This window comes from Methylobacterium sp. GC_Met_3, from assembly GCF_026540775.1.
GTDB lineage: Bacteria > Pseudomonadota > Alphaproteobacteria > Rhizobiales > Beijerinckiaceae > Methylobacterium.
Map to the genome: position 1 here is coordinate 107,538 of NZ_JALNUL010000001.1, position 23,189 is coordinate 130,726.

18 protein-coding genes are annotated in these 23,189 nt (G+C 71.0%); 10 read left to right on the forward strand and 8 right to left on the reverse strand.

Annotation, left to right across the window (positions count from 1 at the left end):
* Window positions 1-48: 48 nt before the first annotated feature.
* Window positions 49-3,414 (reverse strand): DUF3971 domain-containing protein, encoded by a 3,366-nt coding sequence (locus OXS27_RS00550; RefSeq protein WP_267353514.1) that lies wholly within the window; start codon window positions 3,412-3,414, stop codon window positions 49-51.
* 252 nt (window positions 3,415-3,666) lie between these two features.
* On the opposite strand from OXS27_RS00550, the gene OXS27_RS00555 reads away from it, so the two are divergent.
* The 6 genes from OXS27_RS00555 (at window position 3,667) to OXS27_RS00580 (ending at window position 9,489) form a co-directional block, all read left to right on the forward strand.
* Window positions 3,667-4,134 carry a peroxiredoxin gene (locus OXS27_RS00555; RefSeq protein WP_267353516.1) on the forward strand — a complete coding sequence of 156 codons (468 nt, stop codon included), beginning with the start codon at window positions 3,667-3,669 and terminating at the stop codon, window positions 4,132-4,134.
* A gap of 85 nt (window positions 4,135-4,219) precedes the next feature.
* On the forward strand, window positions 4,220-5,413 hold the full coding sequence (locus OXS27_RS00560; RefSeq protein WP_267353518.1) for a M23 family metallopeptidase: 1,194 nt from the start codon (window positions 4,220-4,222) through the stop codon (window positions 5,411-5,413).
* A gap of 57 nt (window positions 5,414-5,470) precedes the next feature.
* The gene (locus OXS27_RS00565; protein WP_243919903.1) at window positions 5,471-6,031 is read left to right on the forward strand and encodes a Uma2 family endonuclease; all 561 of its coding nucleotides are present in this window, start codon (window positions 5,471-5,473) and stop codon (window positions 6,029-6,031) included.
* A 149-nt stretch (window positions 6,032-6,180) separates the two neighbouring features.
* Window positions 6,181-6,522, forward strand: coding sequence for a hypothetical protein (locus OXS27_RS00570; RefSeq protein ID WP_243919976.1), 342 nt, complete (start codon window positions 6,181-6,183; stop codon window positions 6,520-6,522).
* A 100-nt stretch (window positions 6,523-6,622) separates the two neighbouring features.
* Window positions 6,623-7,474, forward strand: a complete 852-nt coding sequence (locus OXS27_RS00575; protein ID WP_243919902.1) for a DUF1206 domain-containing protein — start codon at window positions 6,623-6,625, stop codon at window positions 7,472-7,474.
* 77 nt (window positions 7,475-7,551) lie between these two features.
* A complete protein-coding gene (locus OXS27_RS00580; protein WP_267353520.1) occupies window positions 7,552-9,489 on the forward strand; it encodes an SDR family NAD(P)-dependent oxidoreductase in 1,938 nt (645 codons plus the stop codon).
* Window positions 9,490-9,632: 143 nt separating this feature from the next.
* Here OXS27_RS00580 and OXS27_RS00585 read toward each other — a convergent pair whose 3' ends face one another.
* From OXS27_RS00585 to OXS27_RS00600, 4 genes are all read right to left on the reverse strand, one after another.
* Window positions 9,633-10,553 carry an NAD-dependent epimerase/dehydratase family protein gene (locus OXS27_RS00585; RefSeq protein WP_267353521.1) on the reverse strand — a complete coding sequence of 307 codons (921 nt, stop codon included), beginning with the start codon at window positions 10,551-10,553 and terminating at the stop codon, window positions 9,633-9,635.
* On the reverse strand, window positions 10,550-11,587 hold the full coding sequence (locus OXS27_RS00590; protein WP_267353522.1) for a glycosyl transferase: 1,038 nt from the start codon (window positions 11,585-11,587) through the stop codon (window positions 10,550-10,552). The genes OXS27_RS00585 and OXS27_RS00590 overlap by 4 nt, the downstream gene beginning before the upstream one ends.
* A 47-nt stretch (window positions 11,588-11,634) precedes the next feature.
* Complete coding sequence (locus tag OXS27_RS00595; RefSeq protein ID WP_243919895.1) at window positions 11,635-13,320, reverse strand: methyl-accepting chemotaxis protein; 1,686 nt, start codon at window positions 13,318-13,320, stop codon at window positions 11,635-11,637.
* Window positions 13,321-13,430: 110 nt separating this feature from the next.
* Entirely contained in the window at window positions 13,431-15,485 is a 2,055-nt protein-coding gene (locus OXS27_RS00600) for a protein meaA (protein ID WP_267353523.1), read from the reverse strand.
* A 451-nt stretch (window positions 15,486-15,936) separates the two neighbouring features.
* Between OXS27_RS00600 and ccrA the strand changes: the two genes are divergently transcribed.
* Window positions 15,937-17,223 carry a crotonyl-CoA carboxylase/reductase gene (ccrA, locus tag OXS27_RS00605; protein WP_243919892.1) on the forward strand — a complete coding sequence of 429 codons (1,287 nt, stop codon included), beginning with the start codon at window positions 15,937-15,939 and terminating at the stop codon, window positions 17,221-17,223.
* Between the two features lie 187 nt (window positions 17,224-17,410).
* Window positions 17,411-17,710 (forward strand): alkylphosphonate utilization protein, encoded by a 300-nt coding sequence (locus tag OXS27_RS00610; protein ID WP_243919891.1) that lies wholly within the window; start codon window positions 17,411-17,413, stop codon window positions 17,708-17,710.
* Window positions 17,711-17,856: 146 nt separating this feature from the next.
* On the opposite strand, the gene OXS27_RS00615 is transcribed toward OXS27_RS00610, so the two are convergent.
* The 3 genes from OXS27_RS00615 to OXS27_RS00625 form a co-directional block, all read right to left on the reverse strand.
* Window positions 17,857-18,048 (reverse strand): hypothetical protein, encoded by a 192-nt coding sequence (locus tag OXS27_RS00615; protein ID WP_243919890.1) that lies wholly within the window; start codon window positions 18,046-18,048, stop codon window positions 17,857-17,859.
* Window positions 18,049-18,116: 68 nt separating this feature from the next.
* Window positions 18,117-19,436 carry an MFS transporter gene (locus OXS27_RS00620; protein WP_243919889.1) on the reverse strand — a complete coding sequence of 440 codons (1,320 nt, stop codon included), beginning with the start codon at window positions 19,434-19,436 and terminating at the stop codon, window positions 18,117-18,119.
* Window positions 19,437-19,553: 117 nt separating this feature from the next.
* Window positions 19,554-20,114 carry a cupin domain-containing protein gene (locus OXS27_RS00625; protein WP_267353528.1) on the reverse strand — a complete coding sequence of 187 codons (561 nt, stop codon included), beginning with the start codon at window positions 20,112-20,114 and terminating at the stop codon, window positions 19,554-19,556.
* Between the two features lie 167 nt (window positions 20,115-20,281).
* On the opposite strand from OXS27_RS00625, the gene OXS27_RS00630 reads away from it, so the two are divergent.
* Both OXS27_RS00630 and OXS27_RS00635 read left to right on the forward strand, forming a co-directional pair.
* Complete coding sequence (locus tag OXS27_RS00630) at window positions 20,282-21,616, forward strand: aspartate aminotransferase family protein (protein ID WP_267353530.1); 1,335 nt, start codon at window positions 20,282-20,284, stop codon at window positions 21,614-21,616.
* Window positions 21,617-22,091: 475 nt separating this feature from the next.
* On the forward strand, window positions 22,092-23,153 hold the full coding sequence (locus tag OXS27_RS00635; RefSeq protein ID WP_267353532.1) for an SDR family oxidoreductase: 1,062 nt from the start codon (window positions 22,092-22,094) through the stop codon (window positions 23,151-23,153).
* Window positions 23,154-23,189 lie beyond the last annotated feature (36 nt).

Sequence of the window (23,189 nt, forward strand, 5' to 3'; positions counted from 1 at the left end):
TGTGGGGCGCAGCGAACCCGGCGGCGGGGCGCGCGAGCCCGCATCGTCTTATTGCGGCGCCGGCATCCCGTCGGCGAACGGCCCGCCTCCGGCGCTGAACAGCTTCCTCAGGAAGCCCGGCGCGATGGCCGAGAGCGGGTTCACGCTCACATCCGGCGAGGCCAGCTTGCCCGAGACGCGGAAATTGACCGCGAACAGCCCCTCGTTGTGGCCGCCGCCCAGCAGCGGCCCGAGCAGGGGCAGTTGCGAGGCGACGTTGTTCAGCCCGTAGAGCGGCACGAAGGTGCCGTCGATCAGGGTGCGCTCGCGGCCCGTGTCGAGCCAGCCCGACAGGGTGAAGCCCATGGCGGCGTTCGAGATCGCCGCGTCGCTGAAATCGACCCGGGTGCCCGTGCGGACGAAATTGGCGCGCATCCGGTCGAAGGTGACGTCCCCGGCTCCCCGGCCCGGGGCGACCCGGCGGCCGCGCGCGGAATCGGTGTCGGCCGTCTCCGGCCCCTGCGCGATGATGCTCGACAAAGCGGGCTCGTTGCGCAGGACGAAGTCGCGGATCTGCACGACCCCCGCCTGCGGGCCGTCATTGAGGCCGATCCCGGCATTGAGCCGCCCGCCATGCATCCGCCGGTAGACATCGACGAAGCGCAGGGTCGCGCCGGCATCGGCGGTATCCACCGCCAGCGTCGGCACGCCGCGCTCGCCGCGGGTGACGGAGGCGGCGAAGGGCGCCGCGCGGAAGCGCCCGGAAATCGTGGCCGCGCGCAGGGTCTTGCCGTGCAGCGACAGCCGCAGGTTGGCGCCGGTCAGCGCCTCGTCGTTGAAGCCCGTGACGATCGGCACCTGGATGTCGGCGTCGATATCCTTCGGGTTCGTGTCCTTGCCGCCCTTGCCGTCCGGCCCGCCCAAAGACTTCAGGAACGGCCGCGCATCCACCACCGCGCCCCGGACCACGACCTTGTAGCCGTTGCCGGACCGGTCGAGCCCGACCCGCAGATCGTCCCCGGGCGAGAGCTTGACGTTCGTCAGCTCCGCCCGCTCCAGGCCGCCCTCGGGGGTAATCGTGACGGTGCCGCGGGCGGAGGCCGGGGCGGCGTCGAAGGCGAAGTCGCGCAGTTCGAGGCCCTGACTGCCATCCACCAGGGTGAAGGTCAGCCGTCCCGGCTTGCCGACGGACTTCGTGAATCCCGGGAGCAGCCCGTCGATCCCGACCTTGGCGAGATCGGCCTCGACCTTGATCGGCGGCTTGCCGGTTCCGGGCCGGCCGATCGGCACCACCGCACGGACCGGGATCGTGCCGGTGAGTTGCGGCGCGGTCGGCAGGCCCTTCCGACCCCGCACCGCGTCGTCGAGGGCGAGGTTGATGACCGCCTCGCCCGGCTGTCCCACCTTCGGCTGGCGCATGTCCACCGAGATCGGGGCGCCCGCGACCCGGCCGTCGCCCTTCAGCGCGAAGGCGCCGCGGTCGTACGACAGGGAGAACTTGCCCGCCTCCAGCCGGTCCTTGCCCATCACCTTGTCGACCGAGAGGTCGGCCAGCGTGCCGGTCAGGGTCACCGGCAGGTCGGGCAGATCGGGGATGTGCTTGAGATTGAGGGGGAAATCGACCCGCAGATCGGCGCTGCCCTTGATCGTGGCGGGGTCGAGATCAACGCTCATCAGGCTCTTGAACAGCTTGGCCTGCAGCACGGAGGCCATGCCATCCGCCCCGCCGGAGAGCCGCATGCCGATCTGCGCCACCACCCGGTCCGGGGTGAGCTGGGGGATGACGAAGCTGCCGTCCGAGACCGCGAGGCCGCGGCCGTCCGGTCCGCGGATTTCGGCAGTCACGTTACGCACCGTGGTCGAGCGCCCGGTGATGGTCCCGAAGGCGTTGCCCCTGGTCACGGGGGGCGCGTCGGCGGTGACGTCGAGGGCCGCGTCAGAGACGTGGAAGTCGATATGGACGGAGTCGTCCGGGGCCGGATCGCCCCGGGTCGCGGCGGCCAGCACGGTCCCGGACATCGTCACCCGGATGTCGACCGCCTCGACGCGGCCGCGCCGCAGCTGGTCCACGAGATAGGTCCGGGCCGGGGGCGCGATGTGCTCCGGCCAGAGGCGCAGGCCCGTGCGGACGTCGCCGTCATGGGCGGTGATGTGGAGGTTGAGGCCGCCATCGTCGGCCGTGGTGCCGATCGTCCCGGTGATCGTCCCGCTCATCCCCGGGGCGGACAGGTTCAGCCCGTCGATGGCGATGCCGCCGTCCCGGCCGGAGAGCTTCACGTCCAGTGCGTCGATCTTCACCGGCGCGTCCTGCGGCGTCGCCCCGCGCAAGATGGCGTCCCGCCCTGCGAGCGTCGCCGTCCAGTCCGTCGCCGCATCCGCCGGGCTGCCCTTCCAGGCGCCGGTCAGGTGTACGGCGTTGCCGGCCCCGCGATAGTCCAGGCCGCTCAGCGCCATGACGCGGCCGGCCTCGTCCCAGTCTAGATTCGCGTCGAGGCTCTCGACCGTGACGGGGTTGAAGTCCTTCTCCTCGATCAGGAAGGTGCCGTCGCCGGTATGGACCCGGGCGGTCATCGCCTGGATGCGCCCGGCCGCCAGTTTCACGTCGGCCCGGGCCGAGACCTTGAGATCGGTGGTCAGCGGCAGGCCCGACTGGCCCGAGAGCAGCAGCAGATCGGTCACCGGCAGATCGTCGAGGGTGATGATGCCCGAGCGCTCCTGCCCCTCCCCGCCGTCGCGCAGGGAACCGCCGAACCGCCACTCGCCGTGCGGCCCGTCGAGCCGCAATTCGAAAGTGCGCGATCCGTTCGCCGGATCGCGCCCGAACAACCCGTTGACCCGGGCGAAGACCGCACGCTCGCGGCCGTCCTCGTCGATCAGGCGCAGGCGTGCGTCGGTGATCCGGGCCCGGTCGAGGGCGCCCACCACGCCGCTCGGATCGAGCACGATGCCGAAGATCGACGCGATGCCCGCCGAAAGCGGCGAGACGCTGCCGCGCACCGCATCCACGCTCGGCGGCGTGTGCGGCTGGATGTCGACCGGGTGGTTGGCCTCCGAGGCGGCGAACGCGATGGAGCCGTCGCGATGCAGCAGCGCGGTGGTCTGCGTCTCGCGGAACTCGATGGAGCGCGGCTGGAGGTTGAGTCGCAGCAGCCCCCAGAGGTCGAGGCTGACGAGCGCCAGGGGCGCGCGGACCACGAGGTCGCCTTGCGGATTGCGGATGTCGAGCCCGGAGAAGCGCAGGCTCAGCGCATTCTCGCGGTCGAGTTCGAGGCTGCTGCCGCGGATGCCGATGCTCCAGCCGGGGCCGATCCGCTCGGCCACGGCGGCGGCGACGCGACGCGACAGGCCGTCGATCTGCAGCGGCCCGTTCGACAGGCGCAGGGCCACGAGGCCGATCCCGGCGCCGAGGACCAGCACCAGGGCGAGCGCGCTCACGAGGCAGGCGCCTCCCACGCGCCGTGCCCTCCCCCGGGGGTTGCCTGCCGACGTCGTCTCGTCCGCCATCGGGACCCTTGTTCCGGGGACTCTGCCCGCGGAGCCCGCAGGCTTCGCGGCCGGTGGATCGAAGCGCGCCTGCGCTTTACAGCGGCCGCGACTCCGGTTTTGGCTCAGATGTGCGCGGCGCGATTGCATGTTGCCGGGCACGAGATCGGTTGCACATCATCATTCGGCCGAAAGGAAGGCACGATGCCGCTGTCAGAGGGCGATCCGGCCCCGGATTTCGATCTGCCCGCCTCTGCGGGAGGCCGCATTGCGCTGTCTGCGCTCAAGGGTCACAAAGTCGTGCTCTACTTCTACCCGAAGGACGACACGAGCGGCTGCACCCTGGAGGCGCAGGACTTCAACCGCCTGCTGCCGGATCTCGCGGCGGCCGACGCCAAGGTCGTTGGCCTCTCGCCGGACCCGGTGAAGAGCCACGACAAGTTCTGCGGCAAGTACGGCCTCGCCTTTCCGCTCGCCTCCGACGAGGACAAGGGCGTGCTCGAATCCTACAGTGTCTGGGTCGAGAAGAGCATGTACGGGCGCACCTACATGGGCGTCGAGCGCACCACCGTGCTGGTCGACCGTGAAGGCCGGATCGCAAAGGTCTGGCCGAAGGTGAAGGTGCCGGGCCACGCCGAGGCGGTGCTGAAAGCCGCCCGGGCGCTTCCCTGAGGAAAGTTTCGGCAGACCGTAATTGGTCTCGACGGATCCTTAACCTTACCCGGTCTTGAATGACGGCTCTCGCGGGGCCGTCCCGATGTATCGTCTGAAGATTTCTTCACCCTCCACCTCGCGCCGGGCCGCGCCGTGGCTCGCCGGGGGGCTCGCGCTCGCGCTGCTCTGGGCGTTGGGCGCGACCTACCTGATCGTCTTCCACGATGAGGTGCTGGCCGGTTTCGTGGCCCGGCAGGCGGCGATGCGCGACGCCTACGAGGCGCAGCTTGCCGACCTGCGCGACCGCCTCGACCGCGGCGGTCGCGACCGGGCCGGCACCGAGGCCGGGCTGGCAGACCGCGTCACGGCGGCGCTGGAGCGGCAGGCCGAGCTGGAGCGGCGTGCAGCCGCCCTGGCCGGCCTGGCGCGGCAGACGCCCCCTGACCCGACCGTCACCGGCGCGCTGCCCCCACGCCCCGGCGCGGGCCTCGCGCCAATCGACGATGAGCCGAGCCTGCGCTCCGATGATGGGGCCAGGCCCGCCCGCGCCCTGCCGCGCCGGAGCGCCCTCGAGGTCGAGACCGGGCTGATCCGGCTGGAGGCCCGTCTCGAGGGCCTGCAGGCGGCTCAAGGCGAGCGCCTCGTCGGCCTGGCCGCGCGGGCCGGCGAGGAGGTCCGGCGGCTGCGCGGCCTGATCCGCCGGACCGGCCTCGATCCCGGGCGCTTTGACGCGCCGTCCGCCGGGGTTGGCGGCCCGCTGGTCCCCCTCGACAGCCGCGTCCTGGACGGCGCCGGCTTCGAGGCCGGCCTCGCATTGGCCCGCCGGGCTCTTGCGGAAAGCGAGCACCTGCGCCGGAAAGCCGCCGGGCTGCCGCTCGGTCGGCCGATCCGGGGCGAGGCGATCGTGTCGAGCCCGTTCGGGACCCGTCTCGACCCGTTCACCCGCGGCCTCGCGCTCCACACGGGGCTCGATCTCAAGGCCGAATACGGCGAGCCCGCCCGGGCGACCGCCGCCGGTCGGGTGATCGCCGCCGAGGCCGCGGGCGGCTATGGCAACATGGTGGAGATCGATCACGGGAACGGCCTGACCACCCGGTTCGGCCATCTCGCGCGCATCGCGGTTTATCCCGGGCAGCACGTCGCCGCGGGCGACATGATCGGTTCCGTCGGTTCGACCGGGCGCTCCACCGGAGCGCACCTGCACTACGAGACCCGCATCGACGGCGTGCCGGTCGACCCGCAGCGCTTCCTGAATGCCGGCGCGACGCGCCTGAGCGCGCAACTCGGCGCCGACTGAGGCCGTCGCGGCGGTACCCGGCCCGTGCTAGTCTCCGAGTCGCGATCGGAGGCCGTCATGGCATTGGCTGTGAAGCGCGACGCACGCATGAGCGTCGCCGAATACAGGCGCTGGGTGGAGCCCCGCCCGGACGAGGAGCGCTGGGAACTGCTCGACGGCGAGCCCGTGCTGATGGCGCCGCCGAGCGCCCGGCACCAGCGCATCGTCACAAACCTTATCAGGCGGCTCGATTCGTCGGCCGAAGCGCGTGGTTGCGGCGCCTATCCAGGCTTGGCGATCCTCAGCGACGCGATGGACGATTACGCGCCCTACCCGGATGTCGTGGTCCAGTGCGGGCCGATGCCGCCCACCGGCTTCGTCGACGATCCCCTCGTGATCGTCGAGGTGCTGTCGCCGGGCACCATGACCAACGACCGCGGGCGCAAGCTCGCCTTCTACGCCACCGTGCCCAGCCTTCAGACCCTGCTGATCGTCTACCAAGACGAGATCCGGATCGAGGTCTGGCGCCGCGATGCCGGCTGGATCATGCGGCCGGTCGGAGCGGACGCGGTCGTAGACCTGCCGGAACTGGGCGGTCCCCTACCGGTGGCCGACATCTACGACCGCGTGACCTTTTGAACTGGCGCTGGTGCGCGCCGGCACCGTGGCGTTGCCGGAGCTTGATGACGCCGTGCTGGTGCCCGACATCTATCATGGGCTCACATCCTGAGCCGCATCCGATCTCAACGGCCGGCTTCCCCGGCCCGGCAGAGCACCAAGGCACCGACTTGCCCCATTTCGAAGACTTCTACGCGGCCAAGCTGCGCGGCTCCCTCGGGGTGACGGACGCGGATTCGGTGCTCGACCTGCGCGGCGCCAACCGCGCGCGCGCCGAGGCCTCGCTCAAGGACATGCTGGAGCGCAGCCGCTTCGCCAAGGGCAAGACCGTGGCGATCCGGCTCGATCCGCCCCCGGAGGGCGGTGGCGAAACCCTGTTCCAGCCGGCGGGTCGTCTGCTCCTGGACGCGAAGCGCCGCGGCCTGATCGAGCGGCTGCAGACCCTGCCGTCGCAGGATGGGCTCGGCTTCTACGTGGCGCTGTCCGGCCGGGCCGAACGGACGCCGATGTAGATCGGCGCCGGGTCCTGCGCTGGCAACGGATCGTGCGCGCGCCGCCGGACGTTGACCGGTCCAGCATCGGACGCCCGACCCACCGCACCCAGATCCCGGCATGAGCACCCTCCCCGGCGGCCGCAACACGATCGAGCGCATCGCCCGCCTGGGCTACGGTGCCCGCGGCGTGGTCTACCTCGTGGTCGGCGGCTTGGCCCTGTTGGCGGCGCTCGGCCAGGGTGGACGGGCCGGCGACAGCAAGGATGCCCTGCGCGCCGTGCTGGCCGGGCCCTTCGGAGCGGCCGTTGTCGGCCTGATCGCGCTGGGGCTCGCTGGCTTCGCGCTCTGGCGCCTTGTCGAGGCCGTCACGGATGCCGACCGGCGAGGAACCGGACTCAAGGGGCTGGGGGTGCGCGGCGCGCATCTGATCAGCGCCGCGCTCTATGTTGGCCTCGCCGCCAGCGCCGCATCGCTGAGCCTCGGGCTCGGCCTGAGCGGCGGCGACGGCATGCACGATGGCACCGCGTGGCTGCTCGCCAAGCCCTTCGGCCGCTGGCTCGTGGCGCTCGCCGGCCTCGCGGTGGTCGGCGGCGGCTTCGGCTTCCTCGGGAAGGCGTGGCGCGGGGACGTCACGGACCGGCTCGCCCTCGATGCCCAGGCCCGCGCGCGCTGGGCCGGTCCGATCGGCCGATTCGGCTACGCGGCGCGGGGCTTGGCCTTCCTGATCATCGGCGGGTTCCTCGTCGCGGCGGCGTGGCACCAGCGCTCGTCCGACGCCAAGGGGCTGGCCGAGGCCTTCGCGCTGCTGCGCGCCCAGCCCTACGGTTCGGTCCTGCTCGGGCTGGTGGCTGCGGGCCACGCCGCCTTCGGGGCGTTCGGGCTGATCCAGGCCCGCTACCGGCACATCGAGGCCCCGGACATCGACCGGGTCGACGACGCGGCGGGCGCTGCGGCCCGGGCCCTGACCTGACGCGGGTCCGGACGGCCCGTCGCGTTGACAGGACAGGTCCCGCGGCGGATACCCCGCGGCACCCCATCCGGCCCCCGATGCAGCAGCGCCACTACAAGACCGCGGTGATGGTGGCCCACGACCTCGCGGCGACCGCCGCCGCCGTGGTGCTCACCTTCCTGTTCCGATTCCAGGGCGGGATGCTGGACGAGCGCCTGCACGCCCTGCCCCTGCTGCTGCCGCCGTTCCTGGCCTTCGCGGGCCTCGTCTACGCGCGCTTCCGGCTCTACCGGACCAAGTGGCGCTTCGCCTCGCTGCAGGATCTCGCCGGCATCGTCCGGGCGGCGAGCGTGCTGGCGCTCGCCCTGCTGGTGATCGACTGGGTCTTGGTCTCGGCCGATCTCTACGGGTTCTACTTCTTCGGCAAGATTGCGATCCTGCTCTACTGGGTGCTGCAGATCTTCTTCCTCGGCGGCGCACGCCTCGCCTTTCGCTACCTCAAGGATACCCGCTCCCGGCAGTCGAGCGCCCGGGCCGCCACCGTGCCGACTCTGCTCCTCGGGCGCGGGGCCGATATCGACGTGCTGATCCGGGCGATCGAAGCGGGTTCGGTCAAGAAGCTCGCGCCCCGGGGCATCCTCTCGCCGCGGGCGGACGAGCGCGGCCAGTTCATGCGCGGCGTGGCCGTGCTCGGCGGCTTCCCGGATCTTGAGCGGGTGGTGGCCGATCTCGCGGCACGGGGCGAGCCGGTGCGGCGCCTCGTGGCGACGCCGAGCGCCCTCGTGCCGGAGGCTTCGCCCGACGATCTGATCGCCCGTGCCCGCCGGCTCGGCCTGCCGCTCGCTCGCGTTGCCGGCCTCGGCGAGGGCGCGCAGGGTCCGGAACTGGCGCCGCTGGAGATCGAGGACCTGCTCCTGCGCCCGACCGTGCCCATCGACCGGGCGCGGCTGAAGGCGTTTCTCACCGGGCGCCGGGTGGTGGTGACGGGGGGCGGCGGCTCGATCGGCTCCGAGATCTGCCTGCGCGCCGTGGCGTTCGGGGCCGCCGCCGTGCTGGTGCTCGACGCCTCCGAGCCGGCACTGCACAGCATCCTCACGCATCCGGCGATCCTCGCCGCCGAGGCCACGGTGACGGGGGTTCTCGCCGACATCCGCGACCGGGAGCGGACGCATCAGGTCATCGCGGAGTTCCGGCCGGATTACGTGCTCCACGCCGCTGCCCTGAAGCAGGTGCCCTACCTGGAGCGGGACTGGCAGGAGGGCATCAAGACCAACGTGTTCGGCTCGATCAACGTCGCCGAGGCCGCGGTGGCGGCCCGCGCCCGGGCGCTGGTGATGATCTCCACCGACAAGGCGATCGAGCCGGTCTCGCAACTCGGCGTCACCAAGCGCTTCGCCGAGATGGTCGCTCAGGCGCTGGACGCCGAGCAATCCGCTCAGCCCGGTCACCCGACCCGTCTGATCGCCGTGCGGTTCGGCAACGTCCTGGGCTCGGCCGGCTCGGTGGTGCCGGTGTTCAAGGCGCAGATCGCCCGGGGCGGGCCGGTGACGGTCACCGATCCCGACATGGTTCGCTACTTCATGACCGTGCGGGAGGCCTGCGACCTCGTCCTGACGGCGGCCTCCCACGCCGACGGCGAGGCCCGCACCGCGCCGGATTCCGAGCGCGCCGCGGTCTACGTGCTCAAGATGGGCCAGCCGGTGCGGATCGCCGACCTCGCCGACCGGATGATCCGGCTGGCCGGCTTCGAGCCCGGGGAAGAGATCGAGATCGCGTTTACCGGTGCGCGGCCCGGCGAGCGGCTCAACGAGATCCTGTTCGCCCGGGATGAGCCCCGCGTGGCGCTTGCGGGGATCGACGGCGTGATGGCGGCGCGACCCATCTTCGCCGACCGGGCGCGGCTCGACGGTTGGGTAGCAGAGCTGCGCGCCGCCGTGGCGGCCGGCGACCGGGCCGCCGCAGAGGCCGTGTTCGAGGCGGCGGTGCCGCATTTCCGCGAGCGCCACGCCCAGCGGCTGGAGCGAAGCGCGGCGTAAGCCGCAGCGGGCAAAACCCGGGTTTCGAAAGGGATCATCCCTTTCGTGGGTCCAGGGCAAAGCCCTGGGAGGTTCGTCGGGCTCTGCCCGACACCCCCAAAGGGATGATCCCTTTGGAATCCCGGATTTGACGCTTCGTATCTTCAGCCGCCGGCCTGCGCGAGCCGCGCCAGCCCGTCCCGGGTCGATCCCGCTGGGCGCCAGCCGAGCGCCGCGAGGCCGTCGGCACGGGCCACCAGCCCCTCGGCGATGCGGGCGAATTGCGCGTCGCGGCCGGTCATCCGGCAGGCCAGCTTGAGGAGGCCGGCCGGCACCGGGACGAGCCCTGGGCCGCGCCCCAGGCCCACGCGGAGCGCCGCGATCATCTCGGGCAGGCTGAGCGGATCCGGATCGGCCGCGATCAGCGCCGCCCGCACGGGGCCTGGCGCCTTCAGGACCGTGTCGACGGCCTCCGACAGGCTCTCCAGGGAGATCAGCGAGCGCCGGGCCGCGAGGCCGCCGAGCGGCAGCGGGTACGGGCTGCGGGCGAGCCGCAGGAGCGCGGCCATGTTGCCCTTCACGCCGGCGCCGTAGACCAGGACCGGGCGCAGGGCGACCCAGTCGAGCCCGGTCTCGGCCAGGGCCCGCTCGGCCTCCAGCTTGGAGCGGCCGTAGGCATCGGTCGGCACCGCGGGATCGCCCTCCCCGACCGAACCCGACGCGCTCGGGCCCACCTGCGCGCGGATCGAGGACAGAAACACGAACCGGCGCACCTTTGCGCGCGCGGCCGCCTCGGCGAGCTTGCGCGTCGCCTCCGTGTTGAGCGTGCGGTAATCGTCCTCGGGCGCGCCCGACATGGCATGGGCGAGGCCTGCCGAATGCACCACCGCGTCGACGCCGGCCAGCGCCGCCGCCATGTTGATCGGGCGGGTCAGGTCGCCCACCACTGCGCTCGCGGCGCCCTCCGGCAGGGCGGTGGGCCGGCGCAGCAGCACCCGCACCCTGTAGCCGCGGGCCGTGAGGTCGGCGAGCAGGTGGCGGCCGATGAAGCCGGTCGCCCCGGTGAGCGCGATCAGTCCAGTCACGGGTGGGCGGCACCTTCGGCGGGGGCCGGCGCCGGGGCGCGGGCGAAGCGGCGGAGCAGGCCGGCGACCAGGGCCGACCCGACTGCCAGCGCCGCGAGGGTGACCGGCCAGGACGGCCAAAACAAGGTCGCGGCGGCCAGCGCCGCCAGCGCGAGATTGACCGCGAAGACCCGCCCGACCACGCCCGGAACCGTGAGCCCGTTCACGGTCGCCCGCTGGTAGAAATGGCCCCGATGCGCCTCCCAGATCCGTTCCCTCCGGCCGGCCCGTGCGGCGAGCGTCAGGCTGGCATCGGCGAGATAGGTGAGCGGCAGCAGCAGCGCGGCGGCGAGTCCCCCCGCCGTGGCGAGATGCCAGAGCAGCCACGCGGTGACGAGTCCGATCGGCAGCGCGCCGACATCCCCCAGGAAGAGCCTTGCGGCCGGCCGGTTGAACGGCGCGAAGCCCAGCACCGCGCCGAGCAGGCAGGACGCCACCAGCGTGGGCAGCGGCGGCAGGAGCCCGGCGAGGCCGAACAGCAGCAGGGCGCCGGAGACCGGGACGATCTCCGCCACGATCATCCAGTCGAGCCCGTCCATGAAGTTCGTCAGATTCACGAACCACAGGCCCGCGACGAGGGCGAGGGCGCGTTCGAGCCCAAGGGGGAGGCCGGGCAGCAGCCGTCCGTCCAGGTGCCAGACCAGCAGGCCGATTGCCACGGCCTGCGCGACGAGCCGAAGGCCGGCCGGCAGCGGGCGCACGTCGTCCACGGCCCCGAGGAGTGCCAGGGCGAGCGCGCAGCCGGCGAGCCAGATCCAGTCCGGCCGGCCGCCGATCTCCGGCGCCGCGATGAGCAGGCCCGAGATCGTCACCAGCGCCGTCGCCACGGCGATGCCGCCCCCCTGCGGCGTCGGTACCGTGTGGCTGGAGCGGGCGTTCGGCCGCGCCAGGGCGTAGCGCTGCAGCAGCGGGAACAGCCGCAGGATGAGCCCCGCCGAGAGGGCGGCGGCCAGCGGTACGGCGAGGAGGAGAAGCGTGGGCAGGGCGGACGGCATGGTGCCGTCCTACGCGATCCGGGGCGCCATCGTGAGGGGCCGGTGGCTCACGCCGCCCGCACCGTGGCGAGGAACCGACCGACCTCGGCGGTGAGGTGCTCGGACTGGCGGGACATGTCGGAGGCCGCGCCCAGCACCTGGGCGGCGGCCGCGCCGGTCTCCTCGGCCGCCTGGGCAAGGCTCGCGATGGTGCCGGTGACCGCGCCGGTGCCCACCGCCGCCTCGGCGACGTTGCGCACGATCTCCTGGGTTGCCGCGCCCTGCTGCTCCACGGCGGCGGCGATCGAGGCCGCCACGCCGTCGATCTCGCGGATGCGCCGCCTGATCCCGTCGATCGAGTTCGCGGCCTGCCCGGTGGAGGCCTGAATCCGGGTGATCTGACCGGTGATCTCCTCGGTCGCCCGCGCCGTCTGGCTGGCCAGTTCCTTGACCTCGGTGGCGACCACCGCGAAGCCGCGCCCCGCCTCGCCCGCGCGGGCCGCCTCGATGGTGGCGTTGAGGGCCAGAAGGTTGGTCTGGGCCGCGATGGTCGAGATCAGGCCGACCACGTCGCCAACCTTCGCGGCGGCGGCGCTCAGGTCCTGCACCAGGGCGACCGTGTCGGCCGCCTCGGCGACGGCGATCCGCGCCAGTTCCGCCGAGCCGCTGACCTGCCGGCCGATCTCCTGGACCGACGAGCCCAGCTCCTCGGCCGCCGCCGCCACGGTGTTGACGTTGGCGGCGGCCTCGTTGGCAGCCGACGCGACCGTGCCGGACTGACCGGCCGAGTCCGCCGCGCTGCCGGTCAGGGACCGGGCAGTCGCCTCCAGCTCGGTGGCGGCCGCCGAGACGCCGCCGACGATGCCGCCGACCGCCTGCTCGAAGGCGTCGGCCATGGCCCGGGTCGCGGCCCGGCGCTGCGTTTCGGCATCCGCGCGGGCCAGCGCGGTCTCGGCCTCGAGGGCGCGGCTCCGGACCAGATTGTCACGGAACACCACCACGGAACCGGCCAGCGCGCCGATCTCGTCCCGGCGGCCCTGGCCCGGGATCTCGGCCGCGATGTCGCCGGCGGCGAGGCGTTGCGTCGCCGCGGAGATCGCCCGCAGCGGCCGGCTGACGCCGCGCAGCACCATCACGAGGGCGCCCAGGGCGACGATCAACGCGAGGCCGGCGAGGGCCAGAATGTCCCGGTTGGCGGCCGCGTAGGTCTCCGCGATCCGCGTGCCGCTCGCCTGCGAGCCGGCGGCGTTCAGGTCGACCAGCCGGTCCCACTCCGAGAGCACGGCGTTGATGCCGGCCGACATCGTGGTGTTGTAGATCCGCTGCCCGCCGGCGATGTCGCCCGTGGTGGCCTTGTCCAGGGCCTGCTTCTGCAGGGCGTTGTAGGCTTCGAGGTTCCGGCGCAGCGCCGCGTAGCTCTCGCGCTCGGCCTGCGTGAGCGGCTCGGCCTCGTAGCGGCCGAACTGCGCCGCGAGCTGCTCGCCGCGCTTGGCGATGAGAGTCGAGACCTCTGCCCGCAGCTCCGGCGTGTCGGCCGTGATGAGCCGGCCACCATTGACCCGCTGGCGCATGATGAGGACGCCCATCCGGCCCAGCGCATCAGTCGCCGGCACGCGCACGTCGCGGAGTTCCGCCGCCGTGGCGTTGACGCTGTGCAGCTCCGCCAGGGAGAGACCGCTCGTCGCGGCGATCAGGAGTATCAGGGCGGCAAGGCAGGCCCCGAGTTTGGCCGCGATCGAAATACCGGTGCGCATGTGATGTCGCCTTCGGTCCCGGGGGGCAGGACCGAAGGCGGTATGGCGGCGAAACAGTTAAACTTGTTTGAGATTCCTAAGCGATCGATTCAACCTGTGCGTACAGCCCCTCAGTAGACCTGGGCCTCCTCGCGCGGCCTGTCGGACGGGCCGTCCCGGCGATCCAGGCTCTTCTCCACCACCTTGGCCAGCCCGACCATGATCTGGTCGATGGCGTAGTCCTTCGGCGTGTAGACGGCGCGCACGCCCATGTTCTTGAGGACGAGTTCGTCCTCCGCCGAGATGATGCCGCCGACCACGACGGGGATATGGTCGAGGCCCGCCTCCCGCATCTTGGCCCGGACCTCCCGCACCAGCGGCACGTGGGAGCCGGACAGGATCGACAGGCCGACCACGTGGGCGCCCGTCTCCTTCGCCTTGGCGACGATCTCGGTCGGGGTCTGGCGGATGCCGTCGTAGGTCACGTCGAAGCCGACGTCGCGGGCGCGCAGCGCGATCTGCTCGGCGCCGTTGGAATGGCCGTCGAGGCCCGGCTTGCCGACCACGATCTTGGGCGTCTCGCCAAGCCGCTCGCCGAGATCGGCGATCAGCAGCTTGGCCTCCTCGGCGGCCCCGGCCGAGACCGTCTCGAGGGTCACGCCGGTGGGCGCCCGGTACTCGCCGAACACCGCGCGCAGGCGCTCGCCCCACTCGCCGGTGGTGATTCCGGCCTTCGCGGCTTCGATCGAGGGCGGCATGATGTTGGCGCCCGAGCGGGCCGCCTGCTCCAGGGCGTCGAGGGCTTGGCCCACGGCCTGCTCGTCGCGGCGGCTGCGCCATTCGCGGATGCGGGTCTGCGCCTCCATCTCGACCGTCTCGGAGACCGAGAAGATGGCGCCCTCCCCGGCGGTGAGCGGCGAGGGCTCGCCCTGCTGCCACTTGTTCACGCCGACGACGATCTGGTCGCCGGCCTCGATCGCCGAGATCCGCCTTGCGTTCGACTCCACCAGCGCGCGCTTGAGCGCCCCGGTCTCCACGGCAGCGACCGCACCGCCGATGCCGCCGATCCGCTCCAATTCGGCCCGGGTCTCGACCTTCAGCGCCTCGACCTTGGCCTCGATCACGTGGCTGCCGTCGAAGATGTCGTCGTATTCGAGGAGGTCGGTCTCGAAGGCCAGGATCTGCTGCATGCGCATCGACCATTGCTGGTCCCAGGGTCGCGGCAGGCCGAGCGCCTCGTTCCAGGCCGGCAGCTGCACGGCGCGGGCGCGGGCGCGCTTGGACAGCGTGACAGCCAGCATCTCGATCAGGATACGGTGGACGTTATTTTCCGGTTGCTGCTCGGTGAGCCCCAAGGAGTTCACCTGCACGCCATACCGAAAAATCCGCTTCTTCGGGTCGTCGATGCCGTAGCGCTCCTGGGCGATCTCGTCCCAGAGTTCCGAGAACGCCCGCATCTTGCAGATCTCGGTGACGAACCGCAGCCCGGCATTCACGAAGAACGAGATCCGGCCGAAGACGTCGGAAAAGCTCGCGGCGTCGAACTCGGGATCATCCCGCACCGTGTCGAGCACCGCGATCGCGATGGCCAGCGCGTAGGACAGCTCCTGGACCGGCGTCGCCCCCGCCTCCTGCAGGTGGTAGGAGCAGACGTTCATCGGGTTCCACTTCGGCACGTTCTTGGTCGTGAACAGGATCACGTCCTTGGTGAGCCGGAGCGAGGGCGCGGGCGGGAACACGTAGGTGCCGCGCGACAGGTATTCCTTGATGATGTCGTTCTGGGTCGTGCCCTGGAGCGCGGCGAGCGGCGCGCCCTGCTCCTCGGCCACCGCCAGATAAAGCGCCAGCAGCCACGGGGCCGTGGCGTTGATGGTCATCGAGGTGTTCATCTGGGCGAGCGGGATGTCCTGGAACAGGGTCCGCATGTCGCCGAGATGCGCGATCGAGACGCCGACCTTGCCGACCTCGCCGCGTGCCAGCTCGTGGTCCGGGTCGTAGCCGGTCTGGGTCGGCAGGTCGAAGGCCACCGACAGGCCGGTCTGGCCCTTGGCGAGGTTGCCCCGGTAGAGCGCGTTCGACTCCGCCGCGTTGGAATGTCCCGCATAGGTGCGGATGATCCACGGCTTGTCGCGGCTGGACTTGTCGCTCCGGGTTTCCGCGGCGCTCGCGCCCATCCTGGCCTCCATGTGATCTTTGTATCCGCGCTCGGGGCGCAGCGTTGCCGCCACCGTAGCGAAGGCTTGGCCACGCGTCATCCGGGACGGAAGTGCAAGAGGCCCCTGCGCGCGGCCGCAGGGCTTTAAAAAACTTGTTCGTCGGAACAGCGCGATTTGAGGGGGCGCGGTCTACGCGACCAGCCTCGCGCAGGTCGTTCACTGGTATAAAGTCCACCTGAGAGGCGCGGTAGCGCCGTGCAAGGTCTCGGGTCCGGTGGCGGCCCCGCGCGCGCGGAATAATACTTGGTCTCCCCGAAAGCCGAATTTGAATACGTGGGCGCCGTCCCTGTGTGGGCTGCCTTTTCACGTCGAAAACCTCCGGGTTTCGACTTTCGACCCACTTGGAGGCCTTTCGCATCGCCGCTATAGCGCGAGGGAGAACCGCGGCCGTGAGCAACACGCGGGACGAGAGGAGAGCGAGATGGCGGCGAGCGCTGCGTTGAGTCCGACGACCGGTGAGGTCAAAGATCTCTACGAGATGGGTGAGATCCCGCCGCTCGGTCACGTGCCGGCCAAGATGTATGCCTGGGCGATCCGGCGCGAGCGCCACGGACCCCCGGAACAGTCCCACCAGCTCGAAGTGCTGCCGGTCTGGGAGATCGGCGACGACGAGGTGCTGGTCTACGTCATGGCGGCGGGCGTCAACTACAACGGCGTCTGGGCCGGCCTCGGCGAGCCGATCTCGCCGTTCGACGTCCACAAGGGCGAGTACCACATCGCGGGCTCCGACGCCTCTGGCATCGTCTGGAAGGTCGGCTCCAAGGTGAAGCGCTGGAAGGTCGGCGACGAGGTCATCGTCCACTGCAACCGCGACGACGGCGACGACGAGGAGTGCAACGGCGGCGACCCGATGTTCTCGCCCTCGCAGCGCATCTGGGGCTACGAGACCGGCGACGGCTCCTTCGCCCAGTTCTGCCGGGTGCAGTCCCGCCAGCTCATGGTCCGGCCCAAGCACCTCACCTGGGAGGAGGCGGCCTGCTACACGCTCACCCTCGCCACCGCCTACCGCATGCTGTTCGGCCACGCGCCGCACACGGTGAAGCCGGGCCAGAACGTGCTGATCTGGGGCGCCTCCGGGGGCCTGGGCGTGTTCGGCGTGCAGCTCTGCGCGGCCTCGGGCGCCAACGCGATCGCGGTGATCTCGGACGAGTCGAAGCGCGACTACGTGATGAGTCTCGGCGCCAAGGGCGTGATCAACCGCAAGGATTTCGACTGCTGGGGCCAGCTGCCGAAGGTGAACTCGCCTGAGTTCCACGCCTGGACCAAGGAAGCCCGCAAGTTCGGCAAGGCGATCTGGGACATCACCGGCAAGCAGGATGTCGACATCGTGTTCGAGCATCCCGGCGAGGCGACCTTCCCGGTCTCGGCGCTGGTGGTGAAGCGCGGCGGCATGGTGGTGTTCTGCGCCGGCACGACCGGCTTCAACATCACCTTCGACGCCCGCTACGTCTGGATGCGCCAGAAGCGCATCCAGGGCTCCCACTTCGCCCACCTCAAGCAGGCCTCCTCGGCGAACCAGTTCGTGCTGGACCGGCGGATCGACCCCTGCATGAGCGAGGTCTTCCCGTGGGACAAGATCCCCCACGCCCACACCAAGATGTGGAAGAACCAGCACCCGCCGGGCAACATGGCCTGCCTGGTCAACGCGCCCCGCGCCGGTCTGCGGACCGTCGAGGACGTGATCGAGGCCGGGCCGCTCAAGCGGTAAGGCCCACTAAAAGGCCCCCTTCGAAGCCCCCTCCCCGGCCCCGCCGCCCTCGCGCGGGGCCGGCCCGATCGGTTAAGCTCGACCATCCCCCGCCGAATCGGTGACCGGTTCGGTGTGGCGGAATGCGCGGATGCGGGCCTGAGAGATCCTGACGGACCCGGCCCGATCCGAACCGGGGGTTTGGGATTTGACGGGCGCCGACGAGACTTACGTGTACGACGAGGCCACCGGCGAGTGGCTCCCACCCGGTCGGGCGGCCGCGGCGCCGGCTCGGGCCGAGGTCCGCGATGCGGCCGGCAACGTCCTCGCCGACGGCGATTCGGTCACGCTCATCAAGGACCTGAAGGTCAAGGGCGCGAACCAGACCCTCAAGCAGGGCACGGTCATCCGGTCGATCCGCCTCACGGACGATCCCGCGGAGATCGACTGCCGCCACGACACCATCAAGGGCTTGGTCCTGCGCACGGAGTTCGTGCGCAAGCGCTGATCCCTGCTGGGCGCACTGCCCTACGTGCTGGCCAGGGCCGTGTTGACCAGGGCCCCGTCCTGGACCCGCGAACGGTCGCGACCCTTCGAAACCACGACGGGATCGATCCGCGCAGCGGAAACCCAGTGCTCCGGTCGAGCGGTCCCTCAGACCCTCAGGTCGACGCTCAGGCCCTGGCCGGGGGGCGCCGGCGGCGCCGCGCTCTGGGCGCCCTCCGCCACGAGGCCGGCCACGGCCTTGTCGGCCGCGAGCTGCTGCCGGGCGATTGCCACGCCGATCTGCTGGTTCTGGGCTGCGCCCAGCATCTGGACGGCGGATGCGACGGAAACGGGATCCATGCCGTGGAGGCTAGACCGCTCGCCTGAATCCGGCGTTACGCCGATCCACGGCTTTCGATCGATCCGCCTCAGTCGTCGAGGAAGCCGCGCTGGCGCGCCCGGTAGCCGCCGATCAGCGTCACGCAGATGAAGGACACGCCCGCCAGCATCGTGCCGAACACGGCGATCGGCCACCAGTGGCCCTGGAAGCGCTCGGCCAGCACGGTGCCGACGATCGGCGTCAGGCCGCCGGCCAGCGCGCCGCAGAACTGGTAGGCAATGGAGATCGCCGTATAGCGCACCCGGGTCGGGAAGGCGCCCGCGAGGTAGCCCGCGATCACCGCGTAGAAGGTCGCGCTGCCGACCACGTTCAGCGCGAGGCCCACCACGATCAGCGGCACGGATTTGGTCTCGACCAGCCAGAACAGCGGATAGGGCGCCAGCATCGCCCAGATCAGCGTGCCCTGCAGGAACAGGCGCTCGTTGCGGATGAGTTCGGCGATCCGGGCGCCCACCGGGGTCATGATCAACTGCACCACGGCGGCGATCAGCAGGGCGTCGAGGATCGTCGCCCGGGCGATGCCGAGATACTGTGTGGTGAAGGCGATCATGAAGGTGTTGAACAGGTAGACCGAGGCGATCGCGAAGGTGTTGGCGCCGGCGGCCAGCAGCACCGGCTTGAGGCAGGTCGTCAGCACCTCGCGCACGGGGGCCGGCGGCGGGCCGCCGGCGGCCCGGGCCTTCTCGAAGGCCGGCGATTCCGCGACGCCGAGGCGAATTGCGAGCCCGACCGCGAGCAGCAGGATGCTGACGAGGAACGGCACCCGCCAGCCCCAGGCCAGGAAACTCTCCTTGTCGAGCAGGCCCGCGAGCCGGAAGGCCAGCAGCGACAGGATCTGCCCGGCGGGGCTGCCGAGCTGCGCGAAGGAGGCGAAGAAGGTGTTGCGCCCGGCCGGCGCGTGCTCGGCGGCCATCAGCACCGCCCCGCCCCACTCGCCACCGACCGCGAGCCCCTGGATCAGCCGCAGCACGACCAGCATCACCGGCGCCCACAGGCCGACCGACGCGTAGGTCGGCAGCAGGCCGATCCCCGAGGTGGCGATGCCCATCATCACCAGCGTCGCCACGAGCGCCCGCTTGCGCCCGAACCGGTCGCCCAGATGCCCGAAGATCAGGCCGCCCAGCGGCCGCGCCAGGAAGCCCACCGCGAAGGTGCCAAAGGCCGAGAGCGTCGCGATGTAGGGCGATTCCGCCGTGAAGAAGAGCGGCCCGAACACCAGGGCCGCCGCCGTGCCGTAGATGAAGAAGTCGTACCACTCGATCGTGGTGCCCACGAACGCCGCCAGCGCCGCCCGGGCGGACTGGTTCGTTCCGGATCCGGCGGCCGGGGCGGCGGTGGTGACGGCCATCGATCCTCGCGCAGCATTATGAATTCAGACGACGCCCTGCATGCGCCAGTCGGGCGGGCGACCGCAACGTCTGCGCGCGACAGGTCGGGTTTTTCATCCGGACCCGTGCACGCCGCCTCAGAAACTCGGCGGCGTGCAGGCGCTCACCACCTCGCAGGGGATCGGGCCCACGCAGCGGAAGCGGTGCGGCCGCCGGCTGTCGAAGCTGTAGGCGTCGCCGGGGCCGAGGATCCGACGCTCGGCATCCACCGTGACCTCCAGCCGGCCGGAGAGCACGATGCCGCCCTCCTCGCCCTCGTGGGAGAGCGGCACCCGTCCGGTATCGGCGCCGGGCTCGTAGCGCTCCTTGAGGAGCTGGAGCTTGCGCCCGAACAGGCTGTCGCCGACCTGACGGTACGAGATCGCCCCCTTCGCGGCCCGGCGGCCGATCTCGGTCAGCTCCTCGGCGGCGAAGAACGCCTTGCGCTCGGGCTCCGGCTCCAGGGCGAAGAATTCGGCCATGCCGATCGGCACCCCGTCGAGGATCCGCTTCAGGGCGCCCACCGAGGGGTTCACCCGGTTGGCCTCGATCAACGAGATCGCGGAATTCGTCACCCCGGCCCGCTTGGCGAGCGTCCGCTGCGACAGGCCGTGGCGGGCGCGCACGAAGCGCAGGCGCGCGCCGACATCGATGCTCATCCGGCCGGGCCCCGTTTCAGGTGTTGCGGATTCCGAAACGGTGCCACCCGCGGCCCCGTTCCTGCAAGGGGTTGGCGGCGACCAGAAAAGGACTTGTTGCCCGATCGGCGAAGGTGTCCCCTGGTCCCGTTGCCAGATCCGCGCCGCCTGCCCCGGAGAGCCGCCCCATGACCGACCATCCGCTCCGCAACACGCCCGCGATGGACGCCTTCTGGATGCCGTTCACAGCCAACCGCCAGTTCAAGGCGGCGCCGCGCCTGCTCGTCTCCGCGGAAGGCATGCACTACACCGCCGATGACGGCCGCAAGATCCTCGACGGCTCTGCGGGCCTGTGGTGCGTCAACGCCGGGCATGGCCGGCGGGGCATCGCGTCGGCCGTGGAGCGCCAGCTCGCGACGCTCGACTTCGCCCCGACCTTCCAGATGGGCCATCCCATCGCGTTCGAGTTCGCCGAGCGGCTGGCGGAGATCGCACCGGGCGGCCCGGACAAGCGCCTCGACCGGGTGTTCTTCACCAATTCCGGCTCGGAATCGGTCGACACCGCCCTCAAGATCGCGCTCGCCTATCAGCGGGCGATCGGCCAGGGCACCCGCACCCGGCTTGTCGGCCGCGAGCGCGGCTATCACGGCGTCGGCTTCGGCGGCCTGTCGGTTGGCGGCATCGTGTCGAACCGGCGCGTCTTCCCGCAGCTCAACGGCACCGACCACCTGCGCCACACCTACGACCCGGCCCGCAACGCCTTCGTGAAGGGCCAGCCCGAGCACGGGGCAGAGCTCGCCGAGGATCTGGAGCGGCTGGTGGCCCTCCACGGGGCCGAGACCATCGCGGCCTGCATCGTCGAGCCGGTGGCGGGCTCGACCGGCGTGCTGGTGCCGCCGAAGGGCTACCTGGAGCGCCTGCGCGAGATCTGCACCAAGCACGGCATCCTGCTGATCTTCGACGAGGTCATTTCCGGGTTTGGCCGCCTGGGCGCGCCGTTTGCGACCGATTTCTTCGGCGTCGTCCCCGACCTGGTGACCAGCGCCAAGGGGCTGACCAACGGCACGGTGCCGATGGGCGCGGTGTTCGCGAGCCGGGCGGTGCACGACGGGCTGATGAACGGCCCGGACGGGATCGAGCTGTTCCACGGCTACACCTATTCCGGGCACCCGATCGCCTGCGCGGCCGGGATCGCGACGCTGGACATCTACCGGGAGGAGGGTCTGCTCACCCGCGTCGCCGACATCGCCGACGATTGGGCCGCGGCGATCCACGACCTGCGCGGGCGCAAGGGTGTCATCGACATCCGCACCATCGGCCTCGTCGCCGGCGTCGAGCTGGCGCCGCGTCCGGACGCGCCGGGCAAGCGCGCCTACGATGTGTTCGTGGAGTGCTTCGAGCGCGGCCTGCTCACCCGAGTGACCGGCGACATCATCGCGCTGTCGCCGCCGCTGATCATCGAGCGCAGCCAGATCGGAGAGATCGTCGACATCCTTGGCGCGGCCATCGACCGGGTCGCCTGACGGCTTTTGACCCTGGTTTCCAAAGGGCTTCAGCCCTTTGGTGGGTTGTCAGGGCAAAGCCCTGACGGATTCTGGAGCGTCGCCCTGGACCCACGAAAGGTCTCGACCCAGCCCTTTCAAGGTGTTTGCGGATGGATCGGGATACCAGCGAAGCGCGCTCTCCTCCCCCTTGCGGGGAGGAAGTGGAGGTGAGGGTGGTGCAGGAGGCACCGGAACGCTCGATCCTGAACCACCCCCACCCCTGACCCCTCCCCGCACGGGAGAGGGGAAAAGGCGGTTCTTCTTCAATATGTTAAAGCCACGAATTGCGATCCTTTCAACCAGCCCAAACACCTTGAAAGGGCAGGGTCCCGACCTTTCGAAACCACGCCCTGAGCCCGCCGCATAGGTGCCTGCCCTGCACGGTGGGGTTGTTGCGACACCACCCGTGCCCATCTGCCCCGGACCCGGATTTTCGCCGGGCGCGAGGCTTTCCATGTCGAACACCGCCCTGATCGTTGGCGCCAGCGGGATCGTCGGCAGCGCCACCGCGGCGCTGCTCCATCAGGAGGGCTGGCGGGTCACAGGCCTCGCGCGCAACCCCGTGGCCCAGGCGGGCGTCGAGCCGGTGGCGGGCGACCTGCAGGATCCGGCCTCGCTGGAGCGAGCCCTGGCCGAACTCGCACCGACCCACGTGTTTCTCGCGACCTGGCAGAGGCGCCCGACCGAGGCGGAGATGATCCGCGTCAACCGGGCCATGATCGAGAACGTCCTCGATGCGCTGCGCCCGAAGAAGAGCGTCCGCCACGTCGCCCTGGTGACCGGGCTGAAGCACTATCTCGGCCCGTTCGAGGCCTACGGCAAAGGCACCCTGCCGCAGACGCCGTTCCGCGAGGACCAGGGTCGCCTGGACATCGAGAATTTTTACTACGCGCAGGAGGATGCGGTGTTCGCGGCCAGCGCGCGCGACGGCTTCACCTGGAGCGTCCACCGCCCGCACACGATCATCGGCAAGGCGGTGGGCAACGCCATGAACATGGGCACGACGCTCGCCTGCTACGCCACCCTGTGCCGGGAGCTGGGCCGCCCGTTCATCTTCCCGGGCTCGGCCGTGCAGTGGAACGGCCTCACCGACATGACCGACGCACGGCTGCTCGCCCGCCAGCTGCTCTGGGCCTCCACCGAGCCCAAGGCCGCCAACGAGGCGTTCAACGTCGTCGACGGCGATGTCTTCCGCTGGAGCTGGATGTGGGGCCGGATCGCGGCGTGGTTCGGGATCGAGGCGGTGCCGTTCGACGGCACGCACCGGCCCCTGGAACCCCGGATGGCGCAGGACGGCCCGGCCTGGGCCGAAATCGCGCAGCGCTACGGACTGGCCGAGCCGAGCCTGGAGAAGCTGGCCTCGCCGTGGCACACGGATGCCGATCTCGGCCGGCCGATCGAGGTCGTGACCGACATGAGCAAGAGCCGCCGCCTCGGCTTCACGGCGTATCAGCCGACCGACGACGCATTTTACGACCTGTTCGCCCAACTCCGCGCGGACCGGCTGATCCCCTGAGGCACCGCGCGCGGGATATCGCGCATCGGAGCCTTC

Bases quoted from the DNA above. Each gene is read 5' to 3' on its own strand.
- OXS27_RS00630 (WP_267353530.1), top strand. From the start codon at position 20,282: ATGACCGACCATCCGCTCCGCAACACGCCCGCGATGGACGCCTTCTGG.
- OXS27_RS00575 (WP_243919902.1), top strand. From the start codon at position 6,623: ATGAGCACCCTCCCCGGCGGCCGCAACACGATCGAGCGCATCGCCCGC.
- OXS27_RS00595 (WP_243919895.1), bottom strand. From the start codon at position 13,320: ATGCGCACCGGTATTTCGATCGCGGCCAAACTCGGGGCCTGCCTTGCC.
- ccrA (WP_243919892.1), top strand. From the start codon at position 15,937: ATGGCGGCGAGCGCTGCGTTGAGTCCGACGACCGGTGAGGTCAAAGAT.
- OXS27_RS00555 (WP_267353516.1), top strand. From the start codon at position 3,667: ATGCCGCTGTCAGAGGGCGATCCGGCCCCGGATTTCGATCTGCCCGCC.
- OXS27_RS00580 (WP_267353520.1), top strand. From the start codon at position 7,552: ATGCAGCAGCGCCACTACAAGACCGCGGTGATGGTGGCCCACGACCTC.
- OXS27_RS00565 (WP_243919903.1), top strand. From the start codon at position 5,471: ATGGCATTGGCTGTGAAGCGCGACGCACGCATGAGCGTCGCCGAATAC.
- OXS27_RS00625 (WP_267353528.1), bottom strand. From the start codon at position 20,114: ATGAGCATCGATGTCGGCGCGCGCCTGCGCTTCGTGCGCGCCCGCCAC.
- OXS27_RS00635 (WP_267353532.1), top strand. From the start codon at position 22,092: ATGTCGAACACCGCCCTGATCGTTGGCGCCAGCGGGATCGTCGGCAGC.
- OXS27_RS00590 (WP_267353522.1), bottom strand. From the start codon at position 11,587: ATGCCGTCCGCCCTGCCCACGCTTCTCCTCCTCGCCGTACCGCTGGCC.
- OXS27_RS00600 (WP_267353523.1), bottom strand. From the start codon at position 15,485: ATGGAGGCCAGGATGGGCGCGAGCGCCGCGGAAACCCGGAGCGACAAG.
- OXS27_RS00560 (WP_267353518.1), top strand. From the start codon at position 4,220: ATGTATCGTCTGAAGATTTCTTCACCCTCCACCTCGCGCCGGGCCGCG.
- OXS27_RS00620 (WP_243919889.1), bottom strand. From the start codon at position 19,436: ATGGCCGTCACCACCGCCGCCCCGGCCGCCGGATCCGGAACGAACCAG.
- OXS27_RS00615 (WP_243919890.1), bottom strand. From the start codon at position 18,048: ATGGATCCCGTTTCCGTCGCATCCGCCGTCCAGATGCTGGGCGCAGCC.